Annotated in this window: 14 protein-coding genes; 6 read left to right on the top strand and 8 right to left on the bottom strand. The window is 60.2% G+C overall.

The window, feature by feature from the left end:
- Positions 1-56: 56 nt before the first annotated feature.
- The 3 genes from HMPREF3149_RS06405 to HMPREF3149_RS06395 all read right to left on the bottom strand — a co-directional run bounded on the left by HMPREF3149_RS06405 (position 57) and on the right by HMPREF3149_RS06395 (position 1,877).
- Positions 57-308: a hypothetical protein gene (locus HMPREF3149_RS06405; protein ID WP_042531094.1), complete on the bottom strand. Its 252-nt coding sequence runs from the start codon at positions 306-308 to the stop codon at positions 57-59.
- Between the two features lie 37 nt (positions 309-345).
- Positions 346-726: a hypothetical protein gene (locus HMPREF3149_RS06400; RefSeq protein WP_042531092.1), complete on the bottom strand. Its 381-nt coding sequence runs from the start codon at positions 724-726 to the stop codon at positions 346-348.
- A gap of 290 nt (positions 727-1,016) precedes the next feature.
- Complete coding sequence (locus HMPREF3149_RS06395; RefSeq protein WP_070537166.1) at positions 1,017-1,877, bottom strand: peptidylprolyl isomerase; 861 nt, start codon at positions 1,875-1,877, stop codon at positions 1,017-1,019.
- A gap of 103 nt (positions 1,878-1,980) precedes the next feature.
- On the opposite strand from HMPREF3149_RS06395, the gene tpx reads away from it, so the two are divergent.
- From tpx to hisS, 3 genes are read left to right on the top strand one after another with little or no spacing between them, the layout of a single operon-like run.
- Positions 1,981-2,478, top strand: a complete 498-nt coding sequence (gene tpx, locus HMPREF3149_RS06390; RefSeq protein WP_070537165.1) for a thiol peroxidase — start codon at positions 1,981-1,983, stop codon at positions 2,476-2,478.
- Positions 2,479-3,123, top strand: a complete 645-nt coding sequence (locus tag HMPREF3149_RS06385; protein ID WP_070537164.1) for an MBL fold metallo-hydrolase — start codon at positions 2,479-2,481, stop codon at positions 3,121-3,123.
- A 5-nt stretch (positions 3,124-3,128) separates the two neighbouring features.
- Positions 3,129-4,406 (top strand): histidine--tRNA ligase, encoded by a 1,278-nt coding sequence (hisS, locus tag HMPREF3149_RS06380; RefSeq protein WP_070537163.1) that lies wholly within the window; start codon positions 3,129-3,131, stop codon positions 4,404-4,406.
- Here the strand turns inward: hisS and HMPREF3149_RS06375 are convergent.
- The 5 genes from HMPREF3149_RS06375 to HMPREF3149_RS06355 all read right to left on the bottom strand — a co-directional run bounded on the left by HMPREF3149_RS06375 (position 4,403) and on the right by HMPREF3149_RS06355 (position 10,095).
- Complete coding sequence (locus HMPREF3149_RS06375; protein ID WP_070537162.1) at positions 4,403-5,812, bottom strand: L-serine ammonia-lyase; 1,410 nt, start codon at positions 5,810-5,812, stop codon at positions 4,403-4,405. The two genes, hisS and HMPREF3149_RS06375, sit on opposite strands and share 4 nt — an antisense overlap.
- 36 nt (positions 5,813-5,848) lie before the next feature.
- Complete coding sequence (locus HMPREF3149_RS06370; RefSeq protein WP_070537161.1) at positions 5,849-6,418, bottom strand: CE1759 family FMN reductase; 570 nt, start codon at positions 6,416-6,418, stop codon at positions 5,849-5,851.
- A gap of 43 nt (positions 6,419-6,461) precedes the next feature.
- Positions 6,462-7,184, bottom strand: a complete 723-nt coding sequence (locus HMPREF3149_RS06365; protein ID WP_070537160.1) for a CBS domain-containing protein — start codon at positions 7,182-7,184, stop codon at positions 6,462-6,464.
- 83 nt (positions 7,185-7,267) lie between these two features.
- Complete coding sequence (locus HMPREF3149_RS06360) at positions 7,268-8,857, bottom strand: inorganic phosphate transporter (RefSeq protein WP_168162186.1); 1,590 nt, start codon at positions 8,855-8,857, stop codon at positions 7,268-7,270.
- Between the two features lie 344 nt (positions 8,858-9,201).
- Positions 9,202-10,095: a KPN_02809 family neutral zinc metallopeptidase gene (locus tag HMPREF3149_RS06355; protein ID WP_042531075.1), complete on the bottom strand. Its 894-nt coding sequence runs from the start codon at positions 10,093-10,095 to the stop codon at positions 9,202-9,204.
- A gap of 203 nt (positions 10,096-10,298) precedes the next feature.
- On the opposite strand from HMPREF3149_RS06355, the gene aspS reads away from it, so the two are divergent.
- The 3 genes from aspS to HMPREF3149_RS06340 all read left to right on the top strand — a co-directional run bounded on the left by aspS (position 10,299) and on the right by HMPREF3149_RS06340 (position 14,861).
- A complete protein-coding gene (gene aspS / locus HMPREF3149_RS06350) occupies positions 10,299-12,122 on the top strand; it encodes an aspartate--tRNA ligase (RefSeq protein WP_070537158.1) in 1,824 nt (607 codons plus the stop codon).
- Positions 12,123-12,345: 223 nt separating this feature from the next.
- Positions 12,346-13,503 carry a phosphotransferase family protein gene (locus HMPREF3149_RS06345; RefSeq protein WP_246819957.1) on the top strand — a complete coding sequence of 386 codons (1,158 nt, stop codon included), beginning with the start codon at positions 12,346-12,348 and terminating at the stop codon, positions 13,501-13,503.
- Positions 13,503-14,861 (top strand): replication-associated recombination protein A, encoded by a 1,359-nt coding sequence (locus HMPREF3149_RS06340; RefSeq protein WP_042531070.1) that lies wholly within the window; start codon positions 13,503-13,505, stop codon positions 14,859-14,861. Before HMPREF3149_RS06345 ends, HMPREF3149_RS06340 begins: the two co-directional genes overlap by 1 nt.
- The last annotated feature ends 35 nt before the right edge of the window (positions 14,862-14,896 follow it).

Raw genomic sequence — 14,896 nt, 5'->3', positions numbered from 1 at the left:
CAACTCGAAAACGAAAAAATCCCCCGCACGGAGCGGGGGAGAAAAGGCTTAAGGCCTTACTTGCCAGCCAGCTTGTCGCCGAGACGCATTGCGTCATCCATGGCGCCAATGATGGAGGTGACAACCTTGATCCACTCGCGGATCTCCTTCGGGCTTACGTTGCCCTCGTCGTCGGAGGAGAGGAAGAAGATGTCGCTGGAGGAGCCGGACTCCTCGACCGGAGCAGCGGAAGCAACAGCGGTACCGGAGAAAGCGATGGTTGCGGCGGTAGCAGCGGCAACGATGGACTTACGGGAGAAGAACTTCATGGTGAGTGTCCTATCTTTGTTGGGGTGAATGAGAAGATTACTTCTTGGCGTTCGGGCTGAAGTAGCGGTCGTAGAATGCGAAGGCAGTGCCCAGAGCGCCGATAACAGCGGTGAAGACAGCGATCCAGTCGCGGATCTCGCTCGGCTTCATGTCAGTGCTGGAGGAACCCTCTTCGCTGGAGGACTCTTCGTTCTTCTCCGGGGTGGGCTCTGCAGTCTTGGAAGGTGCTTCCGAGGTCGTGGAGGTGGTCTCGGAGGTGGTCGTGGTCTCGGAGGTGGTGCCATCTGCGGTGGTCTCAGCGACGGTGGTGCTTGTCTCCTCGGTGGTGGTCTCAGCGGACGCGACGGATACACCGGTCAGGGAAACAGTCGCTGCGGTAGCAGCTGCGACGAGCGCCTTGCGGGAGAAGAACTTCATTCTCGTTCCTTTGTGTTCTCGGGAATTTCAAAGACCTCACAGATGCTACTGAGCCTGTCCTCGATTTGCAAGAGAATAATCAAAAAGTTTTTTACTCTGTGTAGAAGCTGCCCGCTACGTGTGAGCTGCGGTTTCCAAATGTGCATGCGACAGGTGCGGTTAAGGCGAGGTAAAGCAACAGCTCAACACTAAGAAATTCTCAGTAGCGGCGGGGAGGCCCCCGCTCCACACAAGGAACCCCCGCTCACCCAGGGTGAGCGGGGGTGAATCACCGTATCGGGGGTGAAAGCTTAGCTCTTGATGGTCGCCTTAGTGATTCGGACCTCTTCTGCGGGAGCGCCATCCGGAGCGTCGTCCTTGACGCCCTTTGCTGCGATGGCATCGATGGTCTTCTGCCCCTTGTCGGTCAGGTTGCCAAAGTAGGTGTAAGCCGGTGGCAGTTCGGAGTCATCATAGTTGATAAAGAACTGTGAACCGTTGGTGTCTGCACCAGCGTTAGCCATGGCGATGGAACCCTTCGGATAGATGGCAGACTGCGCCAGTGCGGCGTCGTCAGCTTCATCAGTCGGGTACTCGTTAGCGAACTGGAAGCCTGGACCGCCGGCGCCCTGGCCGGTCGGGTCGCCGCACTGAAGAACCGAAAGTCCGCCCTGCGTCATACGGTGGCAGACGGTGTCGTCGTAGTACTTAGCCGAAATCATGTCGGTGATGGCGTTGACGGTACAAGGAGCTAGGGAACGGTCGAGGGTCATCTCGATGTCGCCCTGCTTGGTGGCGAAATTCACGGTGACCTCACCCTTAGCCGGGATGTTCTTACCCTTCGGGGTTGGGACCTCGCGGGATGCGTCGCCAGCCTCCGGGTACTCACACGTCACGGTCTCGTCCAAGGGCTTCTCACGCTTGCCGCTGAGTGCTTCGGCAGTTGGGGCTTCGGTGGTGGTCTCAACCTCAGAGCTGTCCTGGGCTTGGATCTCTTCTTCGTCGCCCGAGCGCGTTGCCAGGAACCAAATACCGCCAACGAGGGCGATAATGACGACTGCCGCGGCGATGACGACGCCCAGCGGGCGGGTCTTCTGCTTGCGGTCGCGGGATTTCAGCTCGCGATCGAGCTGGTTGAGCGCATCATCCATGCGCTGGCTGTTGGTAGACACCTTTGTTTCCTCCACAGGGGGTCTGATTTTTCGACCCACTCATCTTAACCGCATGAGCATTCTCTATGGCGCGCCGCCCCACCCGTCAGTACGCTCGGGTGTCATGGCTACTACTAATTTCAAGAATGAACCCACCCACACCAATGGCGAGCTTCCCAAGGTAGGCGAGGCCCTCCCGGACTTCACCCTCGTCGGCACCGACATGGAAGAGCTCACGAAGGCCGACTTTGCCGGCAAGCGTCTCGTGGTGTCTTGCTTCCCGTCCGTGGATACTGGCGTATGTGCTGCCCAGCTGCGCACCTTCAACGAGAAGGCCGCAGGTCTGGACAACACGGTCGTCCTGTCCGTATCGCGTGATCTTCCCTTTGCGCAACAGCGTTTCTGCGCTGCTGAGGGCATCGAGAACGTGGTGAGCGTCTCTGATTTCCGCTCTGACTTCGCCGATAAGCTTGGCCTGGTTCTGGAAGGCTCTCCGCTTAAGGGTCTGTTTGCCCGCGCGGTTATTGTGACGGATGAGGACCACACGGTGGTCTACACCGAGCTCGTCCCGGAAGTGACGACTGAGCCGGATTATGACGCGGCTCTGGCTGCGCTGAAGTAGATGAGCTCCCCAGAAATCTACGGATTCGCTGCTGGTCCCTATCAGACCAATACCTATGTCGTGGCTAACGGATCCCGTGCGTTCATCGTGGACCCCGGCATGGATACCCGAGAGCGCCTTGAACAGCTCGCGGAGGAGCAGTGCTTAACCTTTGAAGCCGTGGTGCTCACGCACGGCCACATTGACCACACGAGGGACGCCGCGGAGTTTGACCTTCCGGTGTACATCCACCCCGATGACGCCTTCATGCTTGTCGACGGCTCCGGGGTATCCCCTCAATCACAGTTACTGTTTGATGCAGCCTCGATGAAGCAGGTTGCGGATCGGCGCGACCTCATTGGTGGCGAAACGTTGACCTTGGCAGGGATGGAGTTTGAGATTGCGCATGCACCAGGCCATTCGCCGGGCTGTGTCATGCTGGTTGCCGAAGATGTGGCCTTGACAGGGGATGTGCTGTTTAAGGGGTCGATTGGCCGCACAGACTTACCCCACTCAGACCATGCGGCGATGCAGCGCTCGCTCCGTGGTCCCGTGTGGGCGCTAGATGATGCCCTTGCCATCCTTCCAGGTCATGGCCCGACATCGACGATGCGGCGCGAACGCGCGACTAATCCGTTTCTGGTGGCGGCGGGGGATGTACTCTAAAGGGCGTGAGTGATAAGAAGCAGTTCAAAGCCCTGTCCGCGCCCAAGGGCGTGCCGGACTACGTTCCGCCGCAATCGGCTGTCTTTGCCAAGGTGCGTGAGACCTTCGTGCACCAGGCGCATCTGTCTGGCTTCCAACATATCGAGCTCCCCGTCTTCGAGGACACGTCCTTGTTTGCTCGCGGCGTGGGCGAATCCACGGACGTGGTGTCCAAGGAGATGTACACCTTTGCGGATCGCGGCGATCGTTCCGTAACCCTGCGCCCAGAAGGTACTGCGGGTGTCATGCGTGCGGTTATTGAGCACAACCTTGACCGTGGCCAGTTGCCGGTCAAGCTGAACTACTTTGGCCCCTTCTTCCGCTATGAGCGCCCACAGGCGGGCCGCTACCGCCAGCTTCAGCAGGTGGGTGTGGAGGCCATCGGCGTCGATGATCCTGCTTTGGATGCGGAAATTATCGCACTGGCGGATCGTTCCTACCGCACCCTGGGTCTGAGCCAGTTCCGTCTGGAGCTCACCAGCTTGGGTGATCATGCATGCCGCCCGGCCTACCGTGAGAAGCTGCAGGATTTCCTGTTCAAGCTGGACCTTGACGAAGAAACGAAGGCCCGCGCTGAGCTTAATCCGCTGCGCGTGTTGGATGACAAGCGTCCGGACGTCCAAGAGCAGCTTGTCGATGCCCCCCTCATGCTTGACCACCTCAACGACGAGTGTCGTGAGCATTTCGAGACCGTCACGGGTTTGCTCGATGACATGGGCGTGGCGTATGAGATTAACCCGCGCATGGTCCGTGGCCTGGATTACTACACCAAGACGTGTTTCGAGTTTGTTCACGATGGGCTCGGTGCCCAGTCTGGAATCGGCGGCGGTGGCCGCTATGACGGCCTTATGTCCCAACTAGGTGGCCAGGAGCTCTCTGGCATCGGCTATGGCCTTGGCGTAGACCGTACAGTGTTGGCGCTGGAGGCAGAGGGCGTGGAACTCGAGGGCGTCGAGGAGCGCGTGGCCGTCTACGGCGTCGCCATGGGCGCTGCGGCGAAGCAGAAAATGGCCGTCATTATTAATGACCTGCGCAAGGCAGGTATTTCTGCAGACATGTCCTTTGGTGACCGCGGCCTTAAGGGTGCGATGAAGGGTGCAGACCGCGCCAATGCTCGTTTCGCCCTCGTCCTAGGTGACCAGGAGCTTGAGGCCGGAACGGTGGCTCTCAAGGACCTCCGCGCACACGAGCAGCGCGACGTCCCGGTGGGGGACGTCGTCACGCAGCTAAGCCAACTGGTCTAGCACTCCACCTGGGAGACGCTGAAGCCCATCGTCTTGGCCAGGCCGCCGAGCGAGGTCTCCTTGTACTTGGAGAGCATGTCGCGGCCGGTCTCGGCCATGGTGCGCACGGCGTTGTCGAGGGTGACGTAGTGAGTGCCCTCGCCCATGCGGGCGAGGCGAGCGGCGTTGATGGCCTTGACCGCACCGATGGCGTTGCGCTCGATGCAGGGAATCTGCACGAGACCACCCACCGGGTCGCAGGTGAGGCCGAGATTGTGCTCAAGGGCGATTTCCGCGGCGTTTTCGACCTGCGCCGGGGTGGCGCCAAGTAGTTCAGCCATGCCGGCGGCGGCCATCGAGGAGGCCGAGCCGACCTCTCCCTGGCAGCCCACCTCCGCACCCGAAATTGAGGCGTTGGACTTGATGATGATGCCGACGGCACCCGCGGTGAGCAGGTAACGGCGAGCGTCAGAACGGGTGAAATCCGCCATGAAGTCACGTGCATAATGCAGCACGGCAGGAATGATGCCGCAGGCGCCGTTCGTCGGAGCGGTGATAACGCGGCCACCGGCGGCGTTCTGTTCGTTGACGGCCAGCGCGTAGAGGTTGACCCATTCCATAGCGGACAGGCCGCAGGCTTCATCGTTCTGCTTGTCCAGAAGCTGTTGGTACATCTTCGGTGCGCGGCGGTTCACGCGCAGGCCACCAGGCAGGATGCCCTTGGTGGAAATTCCCTCGGTGACGCATTCACGCATGATGTCCCACACGAGGTCGAGGTGGCGGTAGACATAGTCTAGGCCACCCTCCTTGCGGTGCAGGACGGCCTCGTTCGCGGCCACAACTTCCCAGATGGCCATCTCGTTAGCTGCGCAGAGATCGAGGAGGTGCTCGCCCGACTGGAAGTCATAGGGAACGGTGTCTTCCGTGGTTGCGGCGGCAACGCCGGCAGGGACACCGGAATCGGTTTCCAACTCGGCGTCAAATTCCTCTCGGGAAAGGATGAAGCCGCCGCCGACAGAAAAATATTCAGCGCCTTCGGCCAGGACAGAGCCGTCAGCGTCCCACGCGGTGAAGATGAGGCAATTGGGATGCTCGGGAACCGGTTCGTTGTTGAAGGAAATGCTATACTCGACCTCGCCCGCGGGGCCCGAGATGGAGCCTTCGGCGGGGATAAAAGCATCGGCGCGCGGCTCCGCATCGAGAGGAACGGTGAGCGGGTTCCAGCCTGCCAAACCAAGGATCACGGCACGATCGGTCGCGTGGCCGCGGCCGGTAGCGGACAAGGAGCCGCGCAGCTCCGTGTGAACTTTGGCCGGATGCGATGGCAGGGACTTTAAGAAGGCCGTGGCCGCTCGCATGGGGCCCACGGTATGCGAGGAGGACGGTCCGATTCCGATGGAGAAGATATCGGTCACGCTAATAGTCATGGAAACCTCCTGAAAAATCTTTGTGGTTAGCGCCCCTTATAGTACAGAGTGCATATGCCGTGCTGCCATGAGATCTGTGAGCTCCCCAGAAGCCCGGTCAATGCGTGCGGCAAGCGCAGGGTTTGCCACCTCCGGGGCAGCGGCGAGCTCTTCGGCGGCTTGGTATACACCGGTTGGCACGACGGTGGCATGCAGGTAATTAAGTAGCGGGCGCAGCGCGTAATCCAGCACGAGAGCATGACGATGTGAACCACCCGTCGCGGCGATGAGCGTAGGGAGTCCGTCCAGTGCGTGGGGATCGAGGGTGTCGAAAAACATCTTGAATAATCCCGAATAGCTGCCTTGGAAAACCGGACTCACCGCGATAAGCCCATCGGCAGCAGCAAGCGTCTCTTTGGCCGCATCAAGAAGTGGGGTGGGAGCCAGCCAGTCCGTCATGGAGAGTGCCAGCTCGGCCGCGAGTTGACGGAGCTCGATGACGGTCACCTGCGCCTCGTCGCCCCGCGCATGGAGGTGCGCGGTGGTGGCGGTGGAGAGGGCGTCGGCAAGCGCACGCGTCCTTGACGGCGTGGACAGTCCCGCAGTGACGATGACTAGTGAACGCATGGCTTCTCCTTCCTGTGACGCATCAACAGTAACGGAGGCTGGGTTATTCCCACTCGAGGGCGTCGACAAGCGTGGCAAGGTCCGCGGGAGTGGCAATGGCCAGCGGGCGCTGCGAGCGCTCGCCGTCCTCGGTGAGGAGGACAGCGCTGGGGTGAGTGCCATCCGCGGCAACGTCGGTGAGGACATCGACGACCTCTTGCGCGGTAGCGGTGCGCGGCAAGAACTCGGCACGGTCCTTGCTCTCAGCCATCGTGAGCACCGCGCTTATCGACGCCCCATTGACCACCCCATCATCCCCCAAGTCCGCCGCCACCCAGCGCGCGATGACATTGGTGGTGAGGAGCGCCTGGAAGACTCCAGAATCATAGATGGGGATTTGGGAGTATCCCGTTCTATCGATGAGCGCGAGGGCCTCCAGAATGTCTGCCTCGGGGCTGAGAGTGGTGACCTCACGCTCGGAGAGAAGAGACTGGGCAGTGGGAGGGTCCGTCAAAAGGCGCTGAAGGTTCTCAAGTTGCTCAAGGACCTGCGGATGCGGGGTAGCGATGGGGTCGCCGTCATAATAGCGACCATGTGCGATGGCATTGCGCAGGTTGGAAAAGTCCTTGAGCTGTTCGGCCTGGCGTTTACTCATGAGGTGTTTGTCATGCGCGCGGTCCACAATCCACCAAAAGGAATCGGAATTCTTCGCGCCGATAGCTTGACGGAGGAACTGTTCGATGTCGTTGAAGGCGGCAAAGAAGCGCGCTAGGGAGTTGTCGCTCATGACATTCCAGTGTACGGGTGAAAACGGCGACACCGCCCCGAGCGCCCACGTGGGCTCGAAGCGGTGTGGAACCGAGCGGTGGTTTAGAAGACCACGCGGAGCACGGAGACGGTGACAGCGGCGATAGCAGCTGCAGCCGGAAGGGTGATAACCCACGCCAGGGCAATGGGCTTCATGAGGTTCCAGTTGGCAGCGCGGTTGACGATACCGACACCCAGAACAGCACCAATGAGGATGTGGGTGGAGGAGACCGGCAGGCCCAGCAGGGATGCAGCCATCACGACAGCGGCGGCAGCCAGCTCAGCGGCGAAGCCGGAGGAGGGGTGCATCTGGGTCAAACCAGAGCCGACGGTCTGAATAACGAAGCGACCGACAAACCACAGGCCAGAAATCAGCGCGATACCCATGCACACCATGACGGGCAGCGGGACGGATACCTCATCAGCAATCTGGTTGGTTTGAAGAACATCAAAGACCGCAGCGAATGGGCCGATGGCGTTAGCGATATCGTTCGAGCCGTGGGAGAACGCGAAGGCGGACGCGGTGAATACCTGCATCCAGGAGAAGAGGAGGAAGGTCGAACGATCCAGGGACTTCTTCTTCAAGGAACGGGCAAAGATGAACACAGCCATCCAGACTGCGGCACCCACCATGCCCATGACGAGGAGGTTCTGCAGGGTAGAGAAGTCAACACCGGTGTGCTTGAGACCCTTGAAGAGAACCATTGCGGAAATGATGATGGCGCCCAATGCAGCGAGCACCGGAACCCAGTTCTCCAACGCGCGGTGGGCATCGACATCATCCAAATCCTTGTTGATGTCGTGAAGTTCGCGGTAGTACTCGGACTCGAGGGCCTCCGGGTCGTAGTCCTCCTCGGAGGTCAGGGCAGCGTCACGGGCCATCGCATTGGTGTAGGAAATCTGCTGCAGTTCGTTCATACGCTCAAAGCGAGACTTGTGCTCCTTGCGGAGCTCAGCGCGGCGAGTCTTAATCTCACGCAGACGCTGGTCAGCAGACTCGTTGTAGACAAGGATAGAGGTCTTAATCCACTTGAAGAGCAGGTAGGCAGCGATACCGCCAAGGACCGGGGAAAGGACCCAGGAGATAGCGATTTTGCCGATGCCGCCCCACTGAACCATGTCCATGCCGCCCTTGCCGGTAATGAAACCAACGGTAAGCGCAGCACCGACGATACCGCCGACGATGGAGTGAGTGGTGGAAACAGGCCAGCCCATGCGGGTGGCAACGAGCAGCCAGATTGCAGCACCCAGCAGGGAAGACATCATGATGTAGACGAATTCCATCGGGTCGAGGCCGTCGATGGCATTGAGATCCACGATGCCGGAGCGCACGGTATCCGTCACCTCGCCACCGGCCAGGATGGCGCCGGAGACCTCGAAGATGGCGGCGACTGCAAGGGCCTGCTTCATAGACAGGGTGCCGGCGCCAACGGAAGTACCGAAGGAGTTGGCGACGTCATTGCCGCCGATGTTGAATGCCATGAAGAGGGCGAAAATAATGGCGGTAACGAGGAGGATGCTGCTGGATCCATCGGCGATCTCTCCGTTGCCCCACACGATGAAGAAGACGAGGGTGGCGGCGGTGAGGACGCCGAAGAACAGGTGCCAAATCCAATCCCTGTTCTTGCCGTTTACCTTCTCAAGGTCCGGCATCGTCGGTGTGGCGGTGCTCAAAACGTCGTTCCTTTCTAAAGGGAGCCGCTCCGCGACGGACCGTGGAGGGGCTTGCCAAGTGCTTAAAGATAGAGAGGTACCCGCCACAGTTCGGCGGGGCCGCGAATAGCGTAAAGAACCGAAGTGGACAATAGATGAACAACTCGTAGCTAGGGCCTTAAACTTTTTAAGTATTTTACCCTTTGCTCGCTGTGCGAACTTATGCGCTGTGGCGCCCATCTCTGTGGGTTTAAAAAGTGCGCAGCACTGCACGAATGGGGCTGCGCACTGGGGTGGTGGGTGGCTCGGGAGCCGCTCACAGATGATTAAGACTTATAGTCTGCTTAAGACTTATAGACACCGCGTTCCAAGGTATCGCACTGTTCCATCTTGCCTGACTCATAGCCCGCCAAGAAGTACTTTGCGCGGTCTTCGGAGGATCCGTGGGTCCACGTATCTGGGCGGACCTCGCCACCAGAGCGGCGCTGGATGTTGTCATCGCCCACCGCACGGGCGGTGTTCACAGCGTCCGTCACCTGCTGCTCGGTAATGGTCTCCAGCAGGGCGTCTTCGCCTTCATCGGCATAGTGCGCCCACAGGCCTGCGTAGCAATCCGCCTGCAGCTCAATCTTGACGGCGTTGGAGTCCTCGCCGGGGTCGTTGTAATTGGAAAGACTTAGAGTGCCCTCGATCTTCTGGATGTGGTGGCCAAACTCGTGGGCCACGATGTACATCTGTGCGAGCGGAGCGTTTTCACCTCCGAAGTTGCGGAGCTGGTCAAAGAATGCGGTATCGAAGTAGGCCGATTCATCGGCTGGACAGTAGAAAGGTCCCGTTGCGCCGGAGGCCTGGCCGCAGCCAGTCACCGTGGTGTTGCTGAAAATGACGCGGCCGGGTTCGACGTAATCTAGTCCCGCCTGCTCTGGCAGTACAGTTTCCCAGACCTTGTCTACGGACTGGGCGGCAAACATCACGCGGCAGTCATCGTATTCGTTGCCATCTTCCGCCGTCTTGCAGTGTGCGAATGCATCCTCGCCGCTTTCCTCAGGGCCGACCTGGGTTTGGTCCGGTTGGGACTGGCTACCGGTGATAGCACCCGGATCGCCACCGAGGAGGAGGTAGAGACCGATGAGGAGGAGGGAGCCAACGCCGCCACCGGTGGCAATCATTCCGCCACGGCCGCGTCCGCCGGAGCTGGCCCGCTTACCGTCAAAACTTGCGCCAGATTTGAAAGTCATGGACAAGATTTTGCCACAAGGAACGCAACCGAGTGGGACTTCGCGGGGAGCAGCGCCACTAGCCTCGCCTGCCCCCAGCGCTGAGCGCGTCCGGTAGGGGCGGTAGACTTGGGCCGTTCAAGTTCTTGTGCTCCTCGGCGCGTGCTGTTTACGCGTGGCGTGGGTGGGCATGAGCGTCAACAATGAGAAGGGATTGAACAAACGTGCTGCGTACACATTTGGCAGGCGAACTGCGCAAGGAGATGGCGGGGGAGACCGTCACGCTGACGGGTTGGGTGGCTCGCCGTCGCGATCACGGCGGTGTTATCTTCATCGACCTGCGTGACCGCTCTGGTGTTGCCCAAGTTGTTTTCCGCGAGACTGACGTGGCCGAGCGTGCCCACGATCTGCGCTCCGAGTACTGCGTCAAGGTCACCGGTGTAGTCGAGCCGCGTCCGGAAGGTTCCGCGAACCCGAACCTGGCTTCCGGTGAGATTGAGATCAACGTCACCGAACTCGAGGTGCTTAACAAGTCTGCAGCACTGCCGTTCCAGATCGATGATCCGTCCTCCTCCGGTGAAGTAGGCGAGGAAACCCGCCTGAAATACCGCTACCTGGACCTGCGTCGCGAGCGTCAGGCTGAGGCTCTACGCCTGCGCTCGGCCGCCAACCGCGCCGCCCGCCAGGTACTGGACAGCCACGATTTCACCGAGATCGAGACTCCGACCCTGACGCGTTCCACCCCGGAAGGTGCTCGCGACTTCCTCGTTCCGGCTCGCTTGAAGCCGGGCAGCTGGTATGCCTTGCCGCAGTCTCCGCAGCTGTTCAAGCAGCTGCTCATGGTCTCCGGAATGGAGCGTTACTACCAAATCGCCCGCTGTTACCGTGATGAGGATTTCCGCGCAGACCGCCAGCCGGAGTTTACTCAGCTTGACGTTGAGATGTCCTTCGTGGACCAGGATGACGTTATCGCGTTGGCAGAGGAAATCGTGTCTGCCCTGTGGAAGCTCATCGGTTACGAGATCACCACTCCGATCCCGCGTATGACCTACGCCGATGCCATGAAGTACTACGGCTCTGACAAGCCGGATTTGCGTTTTGACATCAAGATCACCGAGTGCACAGAGTTCTTCAAGGACACGACTTTCCGTGTCTTCCAGAATGAGTACGTTGGCGCAGTAGTTATGGATGGTGGTGCCTCCCAGCCGCGCCGCCAGTTCGATGCCTGGCAAGAGTGGGCCAAGCAGCGCGGCGCTAAGGGTCTGGCTTACATCACCATCGCTGAGGACGGCACCCTGGGCGGTCCGGTGGCAAAGAACATCACCGATGCCGAGCGTGAGGGCATCGCTGAGCACGTTGGCGCGAAGCCGGGTGACGCTATTTTCTTCGCCGCAGGCGACACCAAGTCTTCCCGCGCTCTTCTCGGCGCTGCCCGCGGCGAGATTGCTAAGAAGCTTGACCTCATCAAGGACGGCGACTGGGCCTTCACCTGGGTTGTAGATGCCCCGCTGTTCGAGCCCTCCGCCGACGCAACTGCTTCTGGCGACGTGGCTCTGGGACACTCCACGTGGACCGCTGTCCACCACGCTTTCACCTCTCCGAAGCCGGAGTATACGGACTCCTTTGATAAGGAGCCGGGCGAGGCCTTGGCGTACGCCTATGACATTGTCTGCAACGGCAATGAGATCGGTGGTGGCTCCATCCGTATTCACAACCAGGATGTACAGAAGCGTGTCTTCGACGTCATGGGTATCGGCGAGGAGGAAGCGCAGGAGAAGTTCGGTTTCCTCTTGGACGCATTCCAGTACGGTGCACCGCCGCACGGCGGTATCGCTTTCGGCTGGGACCGCATCGTCTCCCTGCTCGGTGGTTTCGATTCCATCCGCGACGTTATCGCTTTCCCGAAGTCCGGCGGCGGCGTCGACCCGCTGACCGATGCCCCTGGCACCATCCCGGCGGCGCAGCGCAAGGAAACCGGCGTGGACTTCAAGCCAGAAAAGGCTGCGAAAGCTGATAAGTCCGCAAAGGACGAGGTAGAGGCACAATAGAGGTAAAGGCAGAATAAGTGACGGCAGGCTGCGATAGCAGCCAAAAGTCTTGAGGCCGGCCTCGAGCCATGCTAGTGCGACGCATCTATGTGTAGGTGCGTCGCACATGTCAGCTGTGAGGCGAGTACCATCGATGAGCCAAAGACAAGTGGAGGCAGACGAGCCAGTGAATGCTGTGGAGCAGGGATCAGTCGAAAGTACCGTGGTGGCGGAGGCATCGCAGATGCTCTCGCGCCGCTTTGGCGGCGAACCGGAATTGAGCGATATTGAGTCCCTCAGCGGCTCCGGTAATGCCGTCGTGGTCCGCGCGCGCACCGCCCCCAGTGCTTTCTTTCCGTACCGCTCTGTTGTTATTAAATACAACCCAGTCACTGGCCACACCATCGACGACGCAGCACTGCTTCGGGAAGTCGTGGCATATCAGTTCACCACCTCTCTGTCTGAGGAGGTGCGGCCGGGGCCGGTGTTGCTCGCCCACGACGTCGATAAGCGCATTCTCGTGCTGTCTGACGCCGGTGATGGCGACACTTTTGCCGACACTCTCGCCCGCAGCGGCGAGGATGAGCGTCGTGACCTGCTCCGAGGTCTTGGCAGTGCGCTGGGCAAAATGCATGCTGGTACAGCCAGCCGCAAGGAAGACTACGACGCGCTGCTCAACCGTCAGCTGCGTCATCATCCGGAATATGCTGAGCACCAGGCATTGCGGGATGATTCGCTGCAAAGATCCATCCTTATCGGCGCCGAAATCCTCCGCGAGGCAGGCCTTGAGCCCTCGGAACATGTGCTGCAACGTGCCCGCGAGGCGACGAAGAACCTGAGCTCCGGCCGAAATCGCGCTTTCACCCCCTTTGACTTGTCTCCGGACAACATCATTGTGGGCGAGACTGTGACGTTCCTGGACTATGAATGGGCAGGCTTTCGGAATGTGGGCTTCGATGTCGCCTGCGTGGTAGCCGGGTTCCCGCAGTTTCTCTTTACTCGTCCCATCACGGATGACGAAGCAGAGGTGTTTATCCACGCCTGGCAGCGCCGCATCGTGGATGTCTGGCCGCAGCTCGCGGATGAAAAGACGTTGCATGAGCTCATCGTCGCCTGCATTATCGGCTGGGCTCTGTCCAGTGTTACCACCATGTATGCCGGCGGTATTGAAGGTGTGGTGGCATTGGCCGAGGGCAATGCGGATGTCTACCACGACCCGAAGCGCTCACTCCTGCGGCCTTCGGACCACGGCCCTTTCACTGAAGATGAAGTACTCATCCGTCGTGATCTTTATGAAACGTTTGAGGCATTGTCGCGCTTTGCCGCACAGTGCCAGAGTGATGGTTGCGACTCTGTGTCTGAGTTTGGCCGGCAGGTAGCCGGGCGTCTGCGGGAGTCCTGATGGGTCAAGGGTCGCTTTTCGGCGATGAGCCCGCCGCCCAACCTCCAGCTGCCGCCGGTGCGGATATGTTCGCTACGCATTCCGGTTCGCCGTTGGCTGCGCGCATGCGGCCCCAGAGCTTGGACGAGGTGGTGGGGCAGCAGCACCTGCTGGAGCCGGGAACTCCGCTGCGGCGTCTGGTGGAGGGCTCTGGCGACGCCTCCGTTATCTTGTACGGCCCGCCCGGTACTGGCAAGACCACTCTGGCTTCCCTCATCGCGGCTTCGCTGGGAGACAATTTCGTGGGTTTGTCTGCGCTGGACTCCGGCGTTAAGCAAGTACGTGAAGTCATCACCCACGCGCGCCGCGAGCTTATTGAGGGACGCCGCACCGTTCTTTTCATTGATGAGGTTCACCGCTTTTCCAAGACACAGCAGGATGCGCTCCTCGCTGCGGTAGAGAACCGCACCGTCCTGCTTGTTGCCGCCACCACGGAGAACCCGTCCTTCTCTGTCGTTGCTCCGCTACTTTCGCGTTCCTTGTTGTGCCATCTGCAGCCACTCGATGACGCTGCGCTTCGCACCCTTGCCGAGCGCGCCCTGGCAAGCGAGCGAGGCCTCAACGGAAGAATCACTGCGAGTGATGAAGCCCTTGACCAACTCGTGCTGCTCGCCGGGGGAGATGCTCGGCGCACTCTGACGTATCTGGAAGCGGCTGCTGAGGCTGTTCCTGATGGCGAGGAACTTACCACGGACATTCTCACCGCCAACGTCAACCGAGCCGTTGTTCGCTACGACCGTGACGGAGACCAGCATTATGACGTCGTCTCTGCATTTATCAAGTCGATCCGTGGCTCCGATGTCGATGCGGCCTTGCACTACTTGGCCCGCATGGTGGAGGCAGGGGAGGACCCGCGCTTTATTGCCCGCCGCCTCATAGTGCATGCGTCTGAGGACATTGGCATGGCGGATCCGACGGCCCTTCCTACAGCTGTGGCCGCTGCTGAAGCAGCCGCGCTCATTGGGTTACCTGAAGCGCGTATACCACTGGCACAAGCCACCATCCACCTGGCCACAGCGCCCAAATCCAATTCTGTTATCAACGCTATCAACGCCGCACAAGCCGATGTCCAGGCCGGCAAGATTGGGCACGTGCCGGCACACCTGCGTGATGGGCACTACGAAGGTGCGAAGCGCCTAGGTAATGCGGTGGGCTATGCGTACCCGCACGATGATCCGCGCGGCGTGGTGGCGCAGCAGTATTTGCCAGACGCGCTTGTTGACGCCACCTATTACCACCCCACCGACCACGGCGCGGAAAAGCGCGTGCGTGACTATTTGGGTCGCTTGCGGGACATCATTCGGGGGCGGCGTCGATAAGCGTAGCCCGTGGCAGGTAAAGTTGAGCGCTGACT

Origin of the sequence: Corynebacterium sp. HMSC05E07 (assembly GCF_001807225.1) — a bacterium.
GTDB classification, from domain to species: Bacteria; Actinomycetota; Actinomycetes; order Mycobacteriales; family Mycobacteriaceae; genus Corynebacterium; species Corynebacterium singulare.
This window is presented reverse-complemented; position numbering and strand designations above follow the sequence as displayed.

Bases quoted from the DNA above. Each gene is read 5' to 3' on its own strand.
- HMPREF3149_RS06340 (WP_042531070.1), top strand. From the start codon at position 13,503: ATGGGTCAAGGGTCGCTTTTCGGCGATGAGCCCGCCGCCCAACCTCCA.
- HMPREF3149_RS06405 (WP_042531094.1), bottom strand. From the start codon at position 308: ATGAAGTTCTTCTCCCGTAAGTCCATCGTTGCCGCTGCTACCGCCGCA.
- HMPREF3149_RS06365 (WP_070537160.1), bottom strand. From the start codon at position 7,184: ATGAGCGACAACTCCCTAGCGCGCTTCTTTGCCGCCTTCAACGACATC.
- HMPREF3149_RS06375 (WP_070537162.1), bottom strand. From the start codon at position 5,812: ATGACTATTAGCGTGACCGATATCTTCTCCATCGGAATCGGACCGTCC.
- HMPREF3149_RS06360 (WP_168162186.1), bottom strand. From the start codon at position 8,857: ATGCCGGACCTTGAGAAGGTAAACGGCAAGAACAGGGATTGGATTTGG.
- HMPREF3149_RS06400 (WP_042531092.1), bottom strand. From the start codon at position 726: ATGAAGTTCTTCTCCCGCAAGGCGCTCGTCGCAGCTGCTACCGCAGCG.
- HMPREF3149_RS06370 (WP_070537161.1), bottom strand. From the start codon at position 6,418: ATGCGTTCACTAGTCATCGTCACTGCGGGACTGTCCACGCCGTCAAGG.
- HMPREF3149_RS06345 (WP_246819957.1), top strand. From the start codon at position 12,346: ATGCTCTCGCGCCGCTTTGGCGGCGAACCGGAATTGAGCGATATTGAG.
- HMPREF3149_RS06385 (WP_070537164.1), top strand. From the start codon at position 2,479: ATGAGCTCCCCAGAAATCTACGGATTCGCTGCTGGTCCCTATCAGACC.
- tpx (WP_070537165.1), top strand. From the start codon at position 1,981: ATGGCTACTACTAATTTCAAGAATGAACCCACCCACACCAATGGCGAG.
- HMPREF3149_RS06355 (WP_042531075.1), bottom strand. From the start codon at position 10,095: ATGACTTTCAAATCTGGCGCAAGTTTTGACGGTAAGCGGGCCAGCTCC.